Raw genomic sequence first — 18,088 nt, forward strand, 5'->3', positions numbered from 1 at the left:
GCGGGGGCCGGATTTGAACCGACGACCTTCGGGTTATGAGCCCGACGAGCTACCAGGCTGCTCCACCCCGCGTCCGTGGAAGCGCACTATACTCTCCGCGCTAATTGATGCAACCCCTTTTTGCAGATAAAAGCCAAATTAACAGCCAGTTGCTGAAGGATTCTCCCATCTGGTTAAATAGTGAACCGATCCGCACTCGCTCACCGCGGATGGATTTCATTCTGTCGGGGGCTTTGCTATCGTCGCGGGGCGAACAGTTATAAAAAGAGAAGATAATGAAAGCACATTGGGCGAAGTATGCACTCACTGGCGCGTTAATCACGCTGCTGGCAGCCTGTAGTTCTAAACCGACCGACCGCGGTCAGCAATATAAAGATGGCAAACTGGAACAGCCGCTGGCGCTGGTGAATCAGCCTAACGCCAAAGGCGCGCCGGTCAACGGCAAAGATTTTGGCGATCAGGTGCGGCAGATCCAGTCCGCCTCGTCGGGCCTCTATAGTCGTAACAACGGCACCTATAGCGCGATCGAAAGCTGGCTGATGGCGGGCGCAGATACCCGTCAGCTTCGCCAGTATGGCCTGAACGCCTGGCAGATGGAGGGGACGGATAACTACGGTAATGTGCAGTTCACCGGTTACTACACGCCGGTGGTTGAAGCGCGCTACACCCGTCAGGGCGAATTCCAGTATCCGATCTATCGCATGCCACCGCGCAAACGGGGTGAAAAATTACCGAGCCGCGCCTCTATCTATAGCGGCGGACTCGATGAGCGCTACGTCATCGCCTACAGCAACTCGCTGATTGATAACTTCATGATGGATGTGCAGGGCAGTGGCTATGTCGACTTTGGCGACGGCCGCCCGATGACCTTCTTTGGTTACGCCGGTAAAAATGGCTGGGGTTATCACAGTATCGGTAAAGAGCTGATCGATCGCGGTGAAGTGAAGCGCGAAGATATGTCGATGCAGGCGATTCGCCAGTGGGCGCAGGAGCACTCACCGCAGGAGGTGCGCGCGCTGCTGGAAACCAACCCATCGTTCGTCTTCTTTAAGGCGGAGCCGTTTACACCGGTGCGCGGGGCCAGTGCGGTGCCGCTGGTTGCCAAAGCGTCGGTCGCCTCTGATCGCTCCATCATCCCGGCGGGCACCGTGCTGCTGGCGGAAGTGCCGCAGCTGAATGAGAAAGGCAAATTCAACGGCAAATATGAGATGCGCCTGATGGTGGCGCTCGACGTAGGCGGTGCGATTAAAGGCCAGCACTTTGATATTTATCAGGGTATCGGCCCGGACGCCGCGCATCTGGCGGGCTTCTATAACCACTACGGCCGTGTCTGGGTAATCAAAGCCGCGCCGGGCGCCGGACAACCGCTGTTCTCCAGCCCGCAAAACGGTAATAATGGCTCACTGCTACTCGGTTCTAACTAATTTCTTCTCTGCGGGCCTGCGGGCCCGCACGACGTCACAGGTTCAACTATGAAAGTGTTAAATGACGCCTGGCATCAGCGCTTTGGCGGCACGGCGCGTCTCTATGGTCAGGACGCGCTGCAACGTTTTGCTGACGCGCACTTCTGCGTCATCGGTATTGGCGGCGTCGGCTGCTGGGCGGCGGAGGCGCTGGTGCGCACCGGCATCGGCAAAATCACCCTGATCGATATGGATGATGTCTGTATCACCAATACTAACCGACAACTGCATGCGCTGCATGGCAACGTCGGCAAAGCCAAAACAGAGGTGATGGCGGAGCGGCTGCGTGCCATCAATCCCGACTGCGAGGTGATCTCTATCGATGATTTTATTACGCCAGAGAACACGGCAGAGCTGATGGCCGCCGGTTTCGACTACGTCATCGATGCTATCGACAGCGTACGGCCTAAAGCTGCGCTGATCGCCTGGTGCCGCCGCAACAAGATCCCGTTGATCACCACCGGTGGGGCGGGAGGGCAGATCGATCCGACGCAGATCCAGGTAGCCGATCTGGCGAAAACCATTCAGGATCCGCTGGCGGCGAAGCTGCGCGAGCGGCTGAAGAGTCTGGGCGTGGTGAAAAACAGCAAAGGCAAACTCGGCATCGACTGTGTCTTTTCCACCGAAGCGCTGGTTTATCCGCAACCGGATGGCAGCGTCTGTGCTTCACGCAGCACGGCGGAGGGGCCGAAGAGAATGGATTGCGCCGCCGGCTTTGGTGCCGCCACCATGGTGACCGGCAGCTTCGGCTTTGTTGCCGTCTCACACGCGCTGAAGAAATTTCTGGCGCGTGCTGCGCGTCAGGCGTCAGCCAGCGCCTGACGTGCGGCGTGCTGAACCGCAGCGGCCAGCGCCTGTAAACCGCTGCTGCGGGAAGCGCTGAGCTGGGCGCGCAGGCCCAGTTCATCAAACAGCTGGAGCGGATCCGCTTCAAGCAGACTCTGCGGCGCTTTGCCTTCAACACCGGTCAGCAGTACCGCCAGCAGGCCGCGCACAATACGTCCTTCACTGTCGCCATAGAAATGCAGCGAACCATCGGGCCGCCGCTGACTGCCCAGCCAGACCCGGTTTTCACAGCCGCTCAGCTCAATGTCGGCGGTTTTCAGTTCCTCAGGCAACGCAGGCAACTGGCGGCTCAGCTGGATCAGCTGACGATAACGATCTTCCCACTGATGAAAGCGGCTGAAACTCTCCTTCAGGCTGGCAACGGTTATCTCCGTGCCAAACGGGTGTGGCGCTAACAGCGGTGAACTCATATTAAAACTCCGATAACAGCGAGATGGCGCTCTGCATGGCGCGCACCAGCGCCTCGACATCCTGCTGGTTATTATAGGGTGCAAACGAGGCGCGCAGCGTACCGCTGACCCCCAGCGCCGCCAGTAAGGGCTGGGCGCAGTGCTGACCGGCGCGCAGCGCGATGCCCTGTTCCGCCAGTAGCGTCACCAGATCGCTGTGATGCAGGCCGCTGAATTCAAAGGCCAGCAGACTGGCGTTGCCGCAGCGAAAACTGCGGAAGCCGGGCAGTTCCGCCAGCTGCGCTTCAGCCTGGCTGGCAAGCTGCTGACTCCAGCGCTCAGCGTCGCCGGAGTCATACTGCTGTAGCCAGTGGAGCGCGGCACTTAATCCCACCACGCCCGCCACATTCGGCGTTCCGGCCTCAAAGCGCCACGGTACGGGTTGCGGCGTGAAGCCATTGAAATCGACGTCGGTGATCATCTTACCGCCGCCCTGCCAGGGAGCCATCGCCTCCAGCAGCTCCGCTTTGCCATAGAGCACGCCAATACCCATCGGCCCGTAAATCTTATGTCCCGAAAAGGCGTAGAAGTCGATATTCAGCGCCTGCACGTCGGGCGGACAGTGCACCACGCCCTGCGCGCCATCGACCATGACTCTGGCACCGACCGCGTGCGCCAGCGCGATGGCCTGTTCCAGATCGGGACAGCCGCCGGTGACGTTTGACATCTGACCGACCGCCAGCAGACGGGTGCGGCTGTTGAGCAGGGCGGGTAACAGGCTGATGTCAGGCAGGCGATCCCCACCTATCGGCCATTTAATCACCCGTGCGCCGCACGCCTGAGCGGCCATCAGCCACGGCACCAGGTTAGCGTGATGCTCAGCTTCGCTGACCACAATCTCATCACCCGGCTGTAAGCGTGGACGCAGCCAGCTGTTGGCGACCAGGTTTATCGCCTCGGTGGTGCCGCGGGTCCAGACGATCTGGCGATCGTCGGCGGCGTTAAGCCAGCGGGCCACCTGGCTGCGCGCCTGTTCATACTCGGTTGTCAGCGCGCGCGCCGCCGCAAACTGACTGCGATGGACTGTGCCAGCGCTCAGGCTGTAAAACTGTTGGGTGCTGTCGATAACCGCCTGTGGCTTCAGCGTGGTCGCGGCGCTGTCGAGATAGACCCCGGCGTCGGCGAGCGCGGGAAACTGCTGGCGAAATGTGCTGGGATTAAATGCGGTCATGCCTGGCCCATGCTGAGAAAAAATAGGACCACACTGAAAGCGTGGCCGGTGTCTGGCAAAGCTGGAAAAGCGCGTTATGCTGATAAATGCAAGGTTTAAACCAACCCGGCATAACGATCGGACGTTACAGAGTCGATCCTGCTTATCGGCTGCCTCTGGTTAGCGTAACGCGGGTGGTTTGATGCAATCAATCTGCAAGGAGATAGAAGATGAAAAAACTTACCGCAGTACTGGCCGCGTGTACTCTGGCCTTTACCCTGGCTGGCTGTTCAAGCAATTACGTCATGCACACCAATGATGGTCGCACCATTGTGGCTGACGGCAAGCCGAAGGTCGACAAGGATACCGGTATGATCAGCTATAAAGATGCCAATGGCAACGAGCAGCAGATCAACCGTACCGATGTGAAAGAAATGGTTGAGATGGGCAAATAAGCAGCAAAAAAAAGCACCGCAATTTGCGGTGCTATTTAAAATCACTATGGACAGACAGGGTAAATCTACAGGAATTAAGAGTATGATCCGCAATCGTCGGATCAAAAATTGCAAACACAACATCACGACCACAAGCCAAAAGCTTTCAGAAAATCTGCGAACTCACTCACAAATCTAAAAACTTTTCGTTCCGGCTCAGGAAGTGCGGCAACTATAGGTATTTGCTGGAGGTTCCTCAACGGACAAATTATAATGCCTCGGATTAAAAATTCTAATACCTGGACGCTTTATATTAGCCCGCGTATTTTTTGCCGCTTCGGATACGGATAACCATGTCGAAACGCCTTCCTCCCCTCAACGCACTGCGTGTTTTTGACGCAGCCGCGCGCCATTTAAGCTTTACCAAAGCCGCTGAAGAGCTGTTCGTCACCCAGGCTGCTGTAAGCCATCAGATTAAATCTCTGGAAGATTTTCTGGGGTTAAAGCTGTTTCGCCGGAGGAATCGTTCGCTGTTACTGACCGAAGAGGGGCAAAGCTACTATCTCGACATCAAAGAGATCTTCTCGGCCATTAACGAAGCGACGCGCAAATTGCAGGCACGCAGTGCCAAGGGTGCGCTGACCGTCAGTTTACTGCCGAGCTTTGCCATCCAGTGGCTGGTGCCGCGCCTCTCCAGCTTTAATATGGCTTATCCGGGCATTGATGTGCGTATCCAGGCGGTAGACCGCGACGAAGAGAAGCTGGCTGACGACGTGGATGTGGCGATTTTTTATGGTCGTGGCAACTGGCCGGGGCTGCGGGTTGAAAAACTCTACGCCGAATATCTGCTGCCGGTCTGCTCGCCTGCGCTGATGACCGGCGACAATCCCCTGAAAACCCCGACCGATCTATCGCGCTTTACTCTGCTGCACGACGCTTCGCGCCGTGACTGGCAGTCCTATATCCGCCAGCTCGGGGTGCAGCATATCAATGTTCAGCAGGGGCCTATCTTCAGCCACAGCGCTATGGTGCTCCAGGCGGCAATTCACGGTCAGGGCGTGGCGCTGGCGAACAATGTGATGGCGCAGAGTGAAATAGAAGCCGGACGACTTATCTGCCCGTTTAACGATGTGCTGGTCAGCAAAAATGCTTTTTATCTGGTTTGTCATGACAGTCAGGCAGAACTGGGTAAAATAGCCGCCTTCCGACAGTGGATACTGGCGAAAGCCGCAAGCGAACAAGAAAAATTCCGCTTTCGTTACCAACAATAACATATTGATTTAACTGCATTACGATGCAATAGCACTCTGAGGATCGTTGAATGTCCAGTCGTGCCATGTTTATTTTTGCGGCCATCAGTGGATTTCTGCTGGTGGCGTTTGGCGCTTTTGGTGCCCATGTTCTGAGTCAGTCACTCGGACCAACCGAAATGGCCTGGATTCACACCGGGCTGGAATATCAGGCGTATCACACCTTAGCGGTGATGGGCCTGGGCGCCGCGATGTTACGCCGCGCCAATATCTGGTTTTACTGGAGCAGTGCGCTGATGGCGCTCGGCACCGTGCTGTTCAGCGGCAGCCTCTATTGTCTGGCGCTGTCGCATCTGAAGTTTTGGGTTTTTATCACACCCGTGGGCGGGGTCTGCTTCCTCGCCGGCTGGATATTGATGTTGATTGGCGCGCTGCGTCTTAAACGAAAGGCAGAACGCCATGAATAAAGTTTTACTCTATTGCCGTCCCGGCTTTGAGAAAGAGTGTGCGGCGGAAATCAGCGCCAAAGCGGCTGAACGTGAAGTCTACGGTTTCCCGCGGGTTAAAGATGACTCAGGCTATGTGCTGTTTGAGTGCTATCAGTTTGAAGATGCTGAGCGGCTGGCGCGTGAGCTGCCGTTTGACGAGCTGATCTTTGCCCGCCAGATGCTGGTAGTAGGGGAACTGCTGCGTGATCTGCCGCAGGAGGACCGCATTACGCCCATCGTGGGAATGCTGACCGGTGTGGTTGAGAAGGGCGGCGAACTGCGGGTTGAAGTACCGGACACCAACGAAGCGAAAGAGCTGACTAAATTCTGCCGCAAGTTTACCGTGCCGCTGCGCGCCGCGCTGCGTGAAAGCAAGATCCTGCTGAATTATGAGAGTCCGAAGCGTCCGGTGGTGCACGTCTTCTTCATCGCGCCAGGTACCTGCTACGTCGGTTATTCGATCCGGGAAAACAGTTCGCCGTTTTACATGGGTATTCCGCGGCTTAAATTCCCCGCTGACGCCCCAAGCCGCTCAACGCTGAAGCTGGAAGAGGCGTTTCACGTCTTTATTCCTGCGGATGAGTGGGATGAGCGCCTGGCCAGCGGCATGTATGCGGTGGATCTGGGGGCCTGCCCTGGCGGCTGGACCTATCAGCTGGTCCAGCGCAGCATGATGGTCTACGCGGTCGATAACGGCCCGATGGCACCGAGCCTGATGGACACCGGCCAGGTGATGCATGAAAAAGCCGATGGATTCAAATTCCGTCCGCCACGCACCAACATCAGCTGGCTGGTGTGTGACATGGTGGAGAAGCCGGTGCGCGTGGCGAACCTGATGACCGACTGGCTGGTCAACGGCTGGTGCCGCGAAACCATCTTCAACCTGAAATTGCCGATGAAAAAGCGTTATGAAGAGGTGACGCAGAATCTGGCGATGATGCAGGAACGGCTGAATGAGAATGGCATTAACGCGCAGATCCGCGCCCGCCAGCTCTATCACGACCGTGAAGAAGTCACGGTACATGTGCGCCGTATCTGGGCCGCCACCGGTGGACGTCGCGACGAACGTTAATTGCCAGGCTGAGTGCGGCTGCACTCAGCCGGTATAACGCAGCGTATTCAGATTGCCCTGCAACACCAGATCCCGCTTCAGGGTCGCCACCTGACGGCTGATCTCTGCCATCTGCTGACCCGCAGCTAATTTTTCACGCCATTTGGCGGGCACCTGATCCAGCTGCTGATAGATTCCTTCAAGCGAGTGAAACTCTGTCAGCAGCTGTTTCGCGCTTTTTGGGCCGATGCCGGTGATGCCCGGAATTTTACTGCTGCTGATGCCGCACAATCCCCAATAGTCGGGCAACCGCTGTGGTGCCACGCCAAATTCAGCCTCAATAAAGGGCAGATCGAGCCACCTTTTCTGGAAGTAGTCACGGATGCGGATCTCCGGGGCCAGCAGCTGGCAGTAGCCTTTATCGGTAGAGACAATCGTCGCCTGATGTCCCGCCTGCGCCATTTTAACCGCCAGCGTGGCGGCCAGGTCATCCGCCTCATCCTCGTCAGCGATCAGACAGCTCACCCCAGCCGCGCGAAAGGCCTCCTGAAGTGCCGGCATCTCTGCCTGTAAATCATCCGGCATCGGTGGACGACCGCTTTTGTAGTCCGGTAACAGCTGATGACGCCAGCCCTGATGGCGCGCTTCGCCGTCAAAGACCGCGACAGCATGGGTCGGCTGCGTATGCCCGACCACCTGACGCAGTGCGGCCATGCAGCCTTCAACACAGGGCGAGCCCTGTACCGCGTGCAGGCGGCGTATCAGATTGAGCGCATCAACAATAAGTAGATGAAAAGCCATGAGATTATGGGCAGCCTGACGGCTGCCTCCTGGTTTATTTGATAATTTCGTAGCAGGGGATGTAGGCGGTGCCTGGCAGCTTCATGCGTTGCTGAGCCACGAAGCCCTGAAGCAATTCATCCATGCGATGCATAATGTCGGCGTCACCGTGCAGTTTGTAGCGGCCCTTCTCGCGGATTTCGCGAATTCCGATCTCTTTCACGTTACCGGCGACAATGCCCGAAAAGGCACGACGCAGATCGGCAGCCAGTTTCTCCGGCGGCTGATTGGTGTAGAGATTGAGGTTAGCCATGTTTTCATGGGTCGGCATGAAAGGCACTTGCAGATCGGGTTCGATACGAATTGACCAGTTAAAGCTGTAGGCATCACCGGTTTCGCGCCGATTCTCTTTTACCTGAGGCATCGCCTTCTTCATCAGACGCGCGACTTCGGCTGCGTCGTCGATGATGACCTGATAATGCTTCCGCGCCTGTTCACCCAGCGTGTTGACGATAAAGTCATCCAGCACGCGGAAGTAGTCTGCGCTCTCTTTGGGGCCGGTGAGGATCAGCGGTAATACCTGATCGTCGTTTTGCGGATTCATCAGAATCCCCAGCAGATAAAGCAGCTCTTCAGCGGTGCCGACGCCGCCCGGGAAAATGATGATGCCATGGGCGATACGCACAAAGGCTTCCAGACGCTTTTCGATGTCCGGCATGATGATCAGCTCATTCACCAGCGGATTCGGTGGCTCCGCCGCAATGATTGAGGGTTCCGTCAGGCCGATAAAGCGGCTATCACGGTAACGCTGCTGAGCATGGCCTACCGCGGCCCCTTTCATCGGCGCTTCCATCACCCCCGGCCCGCAGCCGGTACAGATGTTCAGTTCACGCAGCCCGAGCTGGGTGCCGACATTGCGGCAATATTGATACTCCACCGCGTTGATGGAGTGCCCGCCCCAGCAGACCACGGTGTTGGGGTCTTCGCCGATGTGCAGCGCGCGCGCATTTCGCAGAATCGAAAAAACGGTGTTGGTGATGGTGGCGGAATCGTTCTCTTCGGCCGCGGTAAACCGGCCCGGCATATTGAGCTGGCCGCTGACAAACAGGATGTCGCGCAGCACCGCAAACAGGTTCGCCTGCAAGGAGCGGATGATGCGGCCATCGACAAACGCCTCTTCCGGTGGATTGATCAGCTCCAGTTTGACGCCACGCTCCTGGCGCAGCACGTTGATGTCGAAACTTTCAAAGCGGGAGAGCAGTTCGTGGCTGCTGTCAGTCTGACTGCCGGAGTTAAGCACCGCCAGAGAGCAGTTGCGAAACAGCTGATAGAGGTCGCTGCTGGCGGTACGTTTCAGCATATCGACTTCGAGCTGTGAGAGCAGATCCATTGAGCCAAGAGGGCTGATATGGGTAATCAAATGAACTCCTTAACACCCGCCGGGGTGACTGTTGACACTGCAAAAGGCAGTGACGAAAATCCCTGGTCGGCAACCCACTGATTGCCGCCATCTCCAGAGTAGCCTTGTCGACCTGCGCAGCTCAAGAGGAACCGTGCCTGCCGCATCCAGCCTGCGAGAGATCTCGCAAACTACTGACGCACCAGCCGCGAAAAACCGGGCGAGAAGGGCACGTTACTGCGCCACGGATTAATATCCAGACCGCCGCGCCGGGTGTAGCGTGCATAGACCGTCAGTGCTTCCGGGCGGCAGAAACGCAGCAGGTCGTTAAAGATGCGCTCGACGCACTGCTCATGGAATTCGTTGTGCTGGCGGAACGAGACCAGATAGCGCAGCAACGCTTCGCGATTGACCCGCGGGCCTGTGTAGCGAATCATCACGGAACCCCAGTCGGGCTGATGGGTGATCAGGCAGTTTGACTTCAGCAGATGGCTGACCAGCGTCTCTTCAACGATTTCGCTGCCCGCGGCATCGGCCAGATAGTCGGCATTGAAGCGATAGTCATCAATGGCAATATCCTGCTCATCAATGCAGTAACCGTCAAAATGGCCGATAGGCTGGCCTTCCACTTCATTGAGACGGAACAGCGCGACCCGCACCTCTCCTTCGGCGCAGGCGCTCAGATCGCGCTCCAGCGTCTGGCGAACCTCGCCCCAGTCGGCAAAACGGGTCTGGTTGAAACTGTTAAGATAGAGCTTGAAACTTTTCGACTCGATCAGATTGCGGCTGTGCGCATCCAGCACCACTTCGCCAACGGCGACCTGCGGCAGCCCTTTACTGTTGAGCCATGAGAGTTCATACAGGGTCCAGATGTCACTGCCGGTAAACGGCAGGCTATCGGGAAACAGACCCAGCGGTTCACGATTCAGGCTACGCGGAACCGCCTGCAACAGGCTGTTATCGTAGCGATCGTGATAGGCTGTAGGTTTGCCCAGCGTCAGGTTACTGAGCGCCTGATCCTGTTCGTGCGTAGTCATTGCGGTTACCACCAGAATTAATCAAAGTGGCTAAGTGTAACCCATCAGAAGTGAGAATATGAATGATGCAGCAAACTGCCGCCGCCCTGCGCGACTTCACCACCCGATATTGCCAGCAGTGGCAACAGCAGGCGGGCCATGCCCCGGCCAGCCGTGATCTCTATGGCGTGCCGTCGCCTTGTGCGCTGGAAGATCGCGATGAGCGGGTCGTGTGGCAGCCGCAGCCCTTTAGCCTCGACCCGACGCTGGATGCGGTCAGCCGGGCGATCGATATTCAGCTGCAACCGGCGATCACCGCCTTCTATACCACCCAGTTTGCCGGTGATATGTCAGCCCGTCTGGGGCAGAACCGGCTGACGCTGCTCCAGGTATGGAGTGAGGAAGATTTTCTGCGGTTGCAGGAGAATCTGATTGGTCATCTGTTAATGCAGCGCTGTCTGAAGCAGTCACCCACGCTGTTTATCGCCACCACCGATTCAGAGCAGGAGATTATCTCGCTGTCGAATCTCAGTGGCGAAGTGGTACTGGAGCAGCCGGGGGGTAAACCGCGTGAAGTTTTAGCCGAAAATCTTGAGACATTTCTTAAGCTATTACAACCGGTTATCGACTAAATCGCAGTGATCCGCTGCAAGCTCTGTGAGAGATCTCTTACATATGCTGTAAGAGATCGCCATATAACACTTCAGCGATCCTCATGGGGTGGATGTAAAAATATTGTGAATCATAAACTTAATGGCGTTTTTCTCATTTTGCGCTGCTCATCGCTCACCGGCATGCCGTAACCCCCTTGTGTACGTAACAGGTTCTGTCAAAATGTTTCCCACAGCAGGATGCTGAGGAAAAAGCTATCGTCAGGATGATGATAAGCCAGGAGGCAGGAACGTAACGGAGTTTACGGCACACGGAAGGTTTCAGGACGAAACAGGACAACTCAGGATTGAGTCAGGGACACCTCCAGGATGGAGAACGGGAGCCCCTCAGAAGAGGCGGTGGGCCAGGATGCTAAGGATACATCAGGACGATGCGCGACGGGAGTTCGCACGGGACAAGTTGTCAGGGAAGAGCAGGGAGCACTAACGTAGCGGGATGGCTGCAAACGAACCGGGAGCACTGTTTATACAGTGCTCCCTTTTTTTGTGCCTGTGCCAACAAGTGATATGCTTGCCGCCCAATTCTGACCGCTCGCTGGAGGTGGCTTATGACGCCAGAACAATTGATTACCCAACGGCTGGAGCAGGTTGAAGCGGTGATGCGTGAGCACCAGCTCTGGCAGAGCACGCCCCCGGCGGCCAGTGCGCTGGAGAGCCGCGAACCGTTTTGCCTCGATACCCTTGAGCCGTTGCAGTGGCTGCAATGGGTGTTAGTGCCGCGTATGCATGCGCTGATTGCCGCCAGACATCCGCTGCCGCAAAACTTTGCCGTTGCCCCCTATTACGAAATGGCCCTGGTGCCCGATCAGCCCGGCATTGCGCCGCTGCTGCTGACTCTGCGTCAGCTTGATGCGTTACTCAGGGATGCTGCCCGCTGATGCTGGAGATACTCTATCAGGATGAATGGCTGGTGGCGGTCAACAAGCCCAGCGGCTGGCTGGTGCATCGCAGCTGGCTGGATCGCCATGAAACGGTGTTTGTGATGCAGACGGTCCGCGATCAAATCGGTCAGCATGTGTTTACCGCGCATCGGCTCGATCGACCCACCTCCGGCGTGCTGCTGATGGGGCTTTCCAGTGAGGTCGGGCGTTTGCTCTCTCAGCAGTTTGAGCAGCACCAGATGCAGAAAACCTATCACGCGGTGGTGCGCGGCTGGCTGGAGAGCAGCGGAACGCTGGATTACCCGCTGCTGGAAGAGCTGGATAAGATTGCGGACAAGCATGCCAGTGAAGCGCGCACCGCGCAGCCCGCGGTGACCGATTATCAGGCGCTGGCGACGGTGGAGATGCCGGTCGGCATTGGTCGTTATCCCACTTCGCGTTATAGCCTGGTTGAACTGTCACCGAAAACCGGCCGCAAGCATCAGCTGCGCCGCCATATGTCTCATCTGCGTCATCCGATTATCGGCGATTCGGCGCACGGCGACCTGCGCCAGAACCGGGGAGCCGCGGAGCACTTTGGCGCTAACCGGCTGATGCTGCACGCCAGCAGCCTGGCGTTGACCCATCCGGTGACCGGGGAGCCGCTGCTGCTGCGCGCCGGACTGGATGGCGTCTGGCAGAACCTGATGACGCAGTTTGGCTGGCAGGATCGCATTCCTGAGGTGCCGCGGGTTGAGTTTGCGGCCGCATCAGGACAGGATAACGTTTCAGAATAGGGGAGAGAGCAGATGGCAAAGATTGGTATTTTTGTAGGGACGGTATATGGCAATGCGCTGCTGGTGGCGGAAGAGGCGGAGCCGATTCTGCAACAGCAGGGACACAGCGTAACCCTGTTTGAGGATCCGACGCTGGCAGACTGGCAGGCGTATGCAAACGACGTGGCGTTAATCATCACCTCGACCACCGGGCAGGGGGATTTTCCCGATACCATTTCGGGGCTGTATCATGCGATTAAAGATCAGCTGGGCTATCAGCCGACGCTGCGGTATGGCGTGATTGCGCTGGGTGACAGCAGCTACGACCACTTCTGTGGCGCGGGCAAAACTTTTGACGCACTGTTGCAGGAGCAGGGCGCACAGCGGGCCGGCGGGCTGTTACTGGTGGATGCCAGTGAGAACCCTGAGCCGGAAGTGGTGACGTCGCCGTGGGTTGAAGCCTGGGGCGCGCTGCTGTAACCGCGCGGCCAGGCTTATCTCTGCCGTGAGCGGAAGGATAAGCCTGGCCATTTTCAGGGTTTCCGCCCCGATCAGGTCACCGGCGCCGGGTTAAATACCGCCAGCTGGTTACGAATGCCCCAGCGATCGGACCAGGTCTGCTTCCGGCCACTCGCAATGTCCAGAATCAACTCAAACAGACGCCAGCCCACCTGCTCAATACTCTCTTCACCGGTGGCAATCGTCCCGGCATTGATGTCCATCAGGTCGTGCCAGCGCTCTGCCAGCGCATTGCGGGTCGCCATCTTGATCACCGGAATGGCGGCCAGACCGTAAGGCGTACCGCGACCGGTGGTGAAGACCTGTAACGTGATGCCTGACGCCAGCTGCTGTGTTCCGCAGACAAAATCACTGGCGGGCGTCGCCGCGTAGATCAATCCCCGTCGCGTCGGGCGCTGACCCGGCGAGAGCACTTCGACAATGGCGCTGCGCCCCGACTTGGCAATCGAACCGAGCGCTTTTTCCACCACATTCGCCAGCCCCCCTTTTTTATTGCCCGGCGACGGGTTGGCGCTGCGATCGGTCTGCCCCTGATTAAGATAGTCATCATACCAGGCCATCTCTTCCAGTAAGCGCTTACCGACTTCCTGATCAATCACCCGTGGCGTCAGCAGATGGATCGCGTCGCGCACCTCTGTCACCTCCGAAAACATCACGGTAGCGCCGCAGCGCACCAGCAGATCAGAGGCAAACCCCACCGCAGGGTTGGCGGTGACGCCGGAGAAGGCGTCGCTGCCGCCGCACTGCATACCGACAATCAGCTCCGAGGCTGGGCAGGTTTCACGCTGGCGCTGATTGAGGCGCTGGAGGTGACGCTCCGCGACCTGCAAAATTTCATCAACCATGGCGCCGAAGCCCACCAGTTTTTCATCCTGCAAACGCACAATGTCGTGATCGTCCAGCGAGATTGCCTGCACATCCGGGGTGCCGGTCAGCAGGCGCTCAGGCTGTAACTTTTCACAGCCGAGGCTGACGATCATCACTTCACCGCCGAAGTTGGCGTTCAGCGCCAGATTGTGGATCGTGCGAATCGGTACCACCGCCGCGGGAGCGTTGATCGCGACGCCGCAGCCATAGAGGTGGTTCAGCGCCACCACGCCATCGACATTCGGGTAGCGTGGCAGTAAATCCCGCTCAATCAGCTGCACCACGTGATCCACCACCCCCGCGACGCAGTGGACGCTGGTGGTGATACCGAGCAGGTTGCGGGTGCCGACGCTGCCGTCGGCATTGCGGTAGCCTTCGAAGGTATAGCCTTCAAGCGGCGGCAGCGCGGGCGGTACCTGAGTGGCTAACGGCAGACTCGCCAGCGGCGGGGCTTCAGGCAGCGCCACCAGCGACTCGTCGATCCAGCTGCCCTGGGCGATATTGCGCAGCGCATAACCAATCACTTCGCCATAGCGCACAATTTCTGCACCCTGATTAATCGCGCTCAGCGCAACTTTGTGGCCCTGCGGCACATGTTCAGTCAGCGTCAGGCCATCAGCGAAACGGGTGCCGGCAGGCAGCCCCAGGCTGTTGACCACAATCGCGACGTTGTCGTGCTCGTGGACTTTGATATAGAGCGGTTGTTCTTCTGTTCCGGGATTCATCGCTCACCTTCCGGTCTGTGGTGCCGTACTTATGCAGCACGCTTTAATGATAGGACCTGTCACGGGTTCATGGTTTGCCAGCTTCAGTATAAGGAGAGGGGGCGGGCGGCGCATTGTGCAATTGACCACCATTCCGCCGATTCAGCGCGATGTTTTGGGACGATTATCCAAAAGCAAGTGAAGGGCCTCACAAACGGCAGGGGAAAAGCGCTTTCTGACCGGTTTACGGCGTGGAATTTACCGCTTTCGTGAGCCATGCCGCAGGGTTTTGTGCATCCGCCAGAGAATCAGTTCATCTCACCGGCCATTCCAGGGCGATACGCCAATGTCATCGCGCCAGGCTGTTCTTATACTGATTGCCGTTAGCCAAAGTCAGGTTATCTGTCACGACGTATTACCCATCCTGTTTCAGTTACAGAGGTCCGCCTCGCCCCGACCTGCCTGCGCCCGTTGCGCCGGTGAGTTCAGCAAAGCAGGGCGTAGCACCGGCCGCTGCCGGCTGAAGTAGCGAAGGATAAATAAAGGTTTGCCACAACAAAAAAATCGCCGTGTTTAACCCAACTTCACTCTGATACCCAACGCGATGTGTATGCAGTCAGAGCGAATGTAGCTCACGCTATATTTCAGGAGTGCATCATGAATAGTTTCAGCCAGACCGCGGAAGCGGTGCAGAAACGCACCAACGCCCGCTACTGGATTGTGGTGATGTTATTTATCGTCACCTCATTCAACTACGGGGACCGTGCAACCATTTCGATTGCCGGTTCCGCGATGTCCAAAGAGATCGGCCTCGATTCGGTCGGACTGGGATATATCTTCTCGGCTTTCTCATGGGCTTATGTGATTGGTCAGATTCCGGGCGGCTGGCTGCTCGACCGCTTCGGCTCAAAACGGGTCTACTTCTGGAGCATCTTTACCTGGTCGCTGTTTACCCTGCTACAGGGGTTTGTCGATCTCTTCAGCGGCGTCGGCATCATCATTTCACTGTTTATGCTGCGCTTCCTGGTGGGACTGGCCGAAGCGCCTTCGTTCCCCGGTAACAGCCGCATCGTCGCCGCCTGGTTCCCGGCGCAGGAGCGTGGGACTGCGGTGGCGATTTTCAACTCGGCGCAATACTTCGCCACCGTCATCTTCGCACCGATTATGGGCTGGCTGGTCTCAGCGGTGGGCTGGGCGCACGTCTTCTGGTTCATGGGCGGCCTGGGCATCATCCTCAGCTTTATCTGGCTGAAAGTGATCCACGATCCCACCGATCACCCTGGCGTGAACAAAGCGGAACTGGAGTATATGGAGCAGGGCGGTGCGCTGATCAACATGGATGCCAAAAAGGCGCAGCAAAAAGTGAGCTGGAGTGAGAAATGGTTCCAGATCAAACAGCTGTTGACCTCACGCATGATGCTGGGCATCTACCTCGGGCAATACTGTATCAACGCCTTAACCTACTTCTTTATTACCTGGTTCCCGGTCTATCTGGTGCAGGCGCGCGGCATGTCGATTCTGAAAGCGGGCTTTATCGCCTCAATTCCGGCGGTGTGCGGCTTCCTCGGCGGCGTGCTGGGTGGGGTGATCTCCGACTGGCTGATGCGTAAAACCGGCTCGCTGAATATCGCGCGTAAAACGCCAATTGTGCTCGGCATGCTGCTCTCCATTTCGATGGTGATGTGTAACTACACCGACACCGAGTGGGTGGTGGTGTTCTTTATGGCGCTGGCCTTCTTTGGTAAAGGCATCGGGGCGCTGGGCTGGGCGGTGATGGCCGATACCGCACCGAAAGAGATCAGCGGCCTGAGCGGCGGTCTGTTCAATATGTTCGGTAATCTCTCCGGCATCGTGACGCCGATCGCCATCGGTTACATCATCGCCACCAGCGGATCTTTCGAGGGCGCGCTGGTCTATGTCGGTATTCACGCCTTTGTCGCCGCCTTCAGCTTCCTGGTCATTGCCGGTGACATCAAGCGTGTCGAACTGAAAACCAGGGCATAAAAGGACAGATTATGAATACGCAAAGTTCGCCGGTGATCACCGATATGCAGGTGATCCCGGTCGCCGGGTACGACAGTATGCTGCTCAATATTGGTGGCGCGCACAACGCCTGCTTTACCCGCAATATTGTGGTGCTCACCGACAGCGCCGGTCACACTGGCGTCGGGGAAGCGCCCGGCGGTGACACGATTTATCAGACGCTGGTGGCGGCGATCCCGCAGGTAAAAGGTCAGCAGATTGCCCGGATGAATCGTCTGGTGCAGCAGGTGCACAAAGGTAATCAGTCGGCTGATTTCACCACCTTTGGTAACGGTGCCTGGACCTTTGAGCTGCGGGTCAATGCGGTGGCCGCTCTGGAAGCCGCCCTGCTCGATCTGCTGGGGCAATGCCTGGGCGTGCCGGTCGCGGAACTGCTGGGGCCGGGCAAACAGCGTGATGAAGTGACGGTGCTGGGCTATCTGTTCTATCTCGGCGACCGCCGCAAAACCGATCTGCCCTATCTGAGTGGCGAGCAGGCGAGCCACGACTGGTATCACCTGCGGCATCAGGAAGCGCTGACCAGTGAGGCGGTGGTGCGGCTGGCAGAGGCGGCCCAGGATAAATATGGCTTTAAAGATTTCAAGCTCAAGGGCGGCGTGCTGCCGGGCGAGCAGGAGATCGCCACCGCCGCGGCGCTGAAACAGCGCTTCCCCGACGCCCGCATCACGGTCGATCCCAACGGTGCCTGGCTGCTGGATGAGGCGATAGCGCTCTGCAAAGGGATGCAGGATGTGCTGAGCTACGCCGAAGATCCCTGCGGCGCGGAGCAGGGCTATTCCGGGCGGGAAGTGATGGCGGAGTTCCGCCGCGCTACCGGCCTGCCGGTCGCCACCAACATGATCGCCACCAACTGGCGCGAGATGAACCATGCGGTGATGCTCAATGCGGTCGACATTCCGCTGGCCGATCCTCACTTCTGGACGCTGAGCGGCGCCGTGCGGGTCGCGCAGCTCTGTGACGAGTGGGGCCTGACCTGGGGCTGCCACTCCAATAACCACTTCGATATTTCTCTGGCGATGTTCACCCATGTCGGCGCGGCCGCGCCCGGCAATCCCACCGCCATCGACACCCACTGGATCTGGCAGGAGGGCAACCAGCGCCTGACCAAAAATCCGCTGCAAATCCGCAACGGCAAAATTGCCGTCCCGGACGCGCCTGGCCTTGGCGTTGAACTTGACTGGGATCAGGTGCACCAGGCCCATCAGCTTTATCAGTCACTGCCCGCGGGTGCGCGAAACGACGCCACCGCGATGCAGTATCTGATCCCCGGCTGGACATTTGACCGCAAGCGCCCGGCATTTGGCCGCGCGACAGCATAAGGA

The 18,088-nt window shown here is 57.8% G+C and carries 18 protein-coding genes; 12 read left to right on the forward strand and 6 right to left on the reverse strand.

What is annotated here, in order from left to right; all coding sequences use genetic code 11:
* The first annotated feature begins 275 nt into the window (after positions 1–275).
* Both mltA and tcdA read left to right on the forward strand, forming a co-directional pair.
* Positions 276–1,424, forward strand: a complete 1,149-nt coding sequence (gene mltA / locus ACCW71_RS18070; protein ID WP_436373765.1) for a murein transglycosylase A — start codon at positions 276–278, stop codon at positions 1,422–1,424.
* A gap of 48 nt (positions 1,425–1,472) precedes the next feature.
* Complete coding sequence (tcdA, locus tag ACCW71_RS18075) at positions 1,473–2,285, forward strand: tRNA cyclic N6-threonylcarbamoyladenosine(37) synthase TcdA (protein ID WP_436373767.1); 813 nt, start codon at positions 1,473–1,475, stop codon at positions 2,283–2,285.
* Here the strand turns inward: tcdA and csdE are convergent.
* Together csdE and csdA are read right to left on the reverse strand one after the other, a co-directional pair.
* Positions 2,264–2,719, reverse strand: coding sequence for a cysteine desulfurase sulfur acceptor subunit CsdE (gene csdE / locus ACCW71_RS18080; RefSeq protein ID WP_436373769.1), 456 nt, complete (start codon positions 2,717–2,719; stop codon positions 2,264–2,266). The genes tcdA and csdE overlap by 22 nt on opposite strands.
* A 1-nt stretch (position 2,720) precedes the next feature.
* Positions 2,721–3,929 (reverse strand): cysteine desulfurase CsdA, encoded by a 1,209-nt coding sequence (gene csdA / locus ACCW71_RS18085; RefSeq protein ID WP_436373771.1) that lies wholly within the window; start codon positions 3,927–3,929, stop codon positions 2,721–2,723.
* Positions 3,930–4,138: 209 nt separating this feature from the next.
* Here csdA and ACCW71_RS18090 point away from each other — a divergent pair, with 209 nt between their 5' ends.
* The 4 genes from ACCW71_RS18090 (at position 4,139) to rlmM (ending at position 7,152) form a co-directional block, all read left to right on the forward strand.
* On the forward strand, positions 4,139–4,363 hold the full coding sequence (locus tag ACCW71_RS18090) for a YgdI/YgdR family lipoprotein (RefSeq protein ID WP_436373773.1): 225 nt from the start codon (positions 4,139–4,141) through the stop codon (positions 4,361–4,363).
* Positions 4,364–4,695: 332 nt separating this feature from the next.
* Positions 4,696–5,613: a transcriptional regulator GcvA gene (locus ACCW71_RS18095; RefSeq protein WP_436373775.1), complete on the forward strand. Its 918-nt coding sequence runs from the start codon at positions 4,696–4,698 to the stop codon at positions 5,611–5,613.
* A gap of 50 nt (positions 5,614–5,663) precedes the next feature.
* The gene (locus tag ACCW71_RS18100) at positions 5,664–6,059 is read left to right on the forward strand and encodes a DUF423 domain-containing protein (protein ID WP_436373777.1); all 396 of its coding nucleotides are present in this window, start codon (positions 5,664–5,666) and stop codon (positions 6,057–6,059) included.
* On the forward strand, positions 6,052–7,152 hold the full coding sequence (gene rlmM / locus ACCW71_RS18105) for a 23S rRNA (cytidine(2498)-2'-O)-methyltransferase RlmM (RefSeq protein WP_436373779.1): 1,101 nt from the start codon (positions 6,052–6,054) through the stop codon (positions 7,150–7,152). The genes ACCW71_RS18100 and rlmM overlap by 8 nt, the downstream gene beginning before the upstream one ends.
* A gap of 24 nt (positions 7,153–7,176) precedes the next feature.
* Here the strand turns inward: rlmM and xni are convergent, their stop codons facing one another.
* The 3 genes from xni to queF all read right to left on the reverse strand — a co-directional run bounded on the left by xni (position 7,177) and on the right by queF (position 10,347).
* Positions 7,177–7,932: a flap endonuclease Xni gene (xni, locus tag ACCW71_RS18110; protein ID WP_436373781.1), complete on the reverse strand. Its 756-nt coding sequence runs from the start codon at positions 7,930–7,932 to the stop codon at positions 7,177–7,179.
* A 34-nt stretch (positions 7,933–7,966) separates the two neighbouring features.
* The gene (ppnN, locus tag ACCW71_RS18115) at positions 7,967–9,331 is read right to left on the reverse strand and encodes a nucleotide 5'-monophosphate nucleosidase PpnN (RefSeq protein ID WP_436373783.1); all 1,365 of its coding nucleotides are present in this window, start codon (positions 9,329–9,331) and stop codon (positions 7,967–7,969) included.
* 170 nt (positions 9,332–9,501) lie between these two features.
* Positions 9,502–10,347, reverse strand: coding sequence for an NADPH-dependent 7-cyano-7-deazaguanine reductase QueF (gene queF, locus ACCW71_RS18120; RefSeq protein ID WP_436373785.1), 846 nt, complete (start codon positions 10,345–10,347; stop codon positions 9,502–9,504).
* Between the two features lie 62 nt (positions 10,348–10,409).
* Between queF and syd the strand changes: the two genes are divergently transcribed.
* From syd to ACCW71_RS18140, 4 genes are all read left to right on the forward strand, one after another.
* Complete coding sequence (gene syd, locus ACCW71_RS18125) at positions 10,410–10,958, forward strand: SecY-interacting protein (protein WP_436373787.1); 549 nt, start codon at positions 10,410–10,412, stop codon at positions 10,956–10,958.
* 587 nt (positions 10,959–11,545) lie between these two features.
* On the forward strand, positions 11,546–11,875 hold the full coding sequence (locus ACCW71_RS18130; RefSeq protein ID WP_436373789.1) for a YqcC family protein: 330 nt from the start codon (positions 11,546–11,548) through the stop codon (positions 11,873–11,875).
* Positions 11,875–12,654, forward strand: coding sequence for a tRNA pseudouridine(65) synthase TruC (truC, locus tag ACCW71_RS18135; protein WP_436373791.1), 780 nt, complete (start codon positions 11,875–11,877; stop codon positions 12,652–12,654). Before ACCW71_RS18130 ends, truC begins: the two co-directional genes overlap by 1 nt.
* Before the next feature lie 12 nt (positions 12,655–12,666).
* Positions 12,667–13,113 carry a flavodoxin gene (locus ACCW71_RS18140; protein ID WP_436373793.1) on the forward strand — a complete coding sequence of 149 codons (447 nt, stop codon included), beginning with the start codon at positions 12,667–12,669 and terminating at the stop codon, positions 13,111–13,113.
* 71 nt (positions 13,114–13,184) lie between these two features.
* Here the strand turns inward: ACCW71_RS18140 and garD are convergent, their stop codons facing one another.
* Complete coding sequence (garD, locus tag ACCW71_RS18145) at positions 13,185–14,744, reverse strand: galactarate dehydratase (RefSeq protein ID WP_436373795.1); 1,560 nt, start codon at positions 14,742–14,744, stop codon at positions 13,185–13,187.
* A 636-nt stretch (positions 14,745–15,380) separates the two neighbouring features.
* On the opposite strand from garD, the gene ACCW71_RS18150 reads away from it, so the two are divergent.
* Positions 15,381–16,727, forward strand: a complete 1,347-nt coding sequence (locus ACCW71_RS18150; RefSeq protein ID WP_436373797.1) for an MFS transporter — start codon at positions 15,381–15,383, stop codon at positions 16,725–16,727.
* A gap of 11 nt (positions 16,728–16,738) precedes the next feature.
* Positions 16,739–18,085, forward strand: a complete 1,347-nt coding sequence (locus ACCW71_RS18155) for an enolase C-terminal domain-like protein (protein WP_436373799.1) — start codon at positions 16,739–16,741, stop codon at positions 18,083–18,085.
* Positions 18,086–18,088: the final 3 nt, after the last annotated feature.

This window comes from Pantoea sp. C2G6, assembly GCF_051336815.1.
Classification (GTDB): Bacteria; Pseudomonadota; Gammaproteobacteria; order Enterobacterales; family Enterobacteriaceae; genus Pantoea.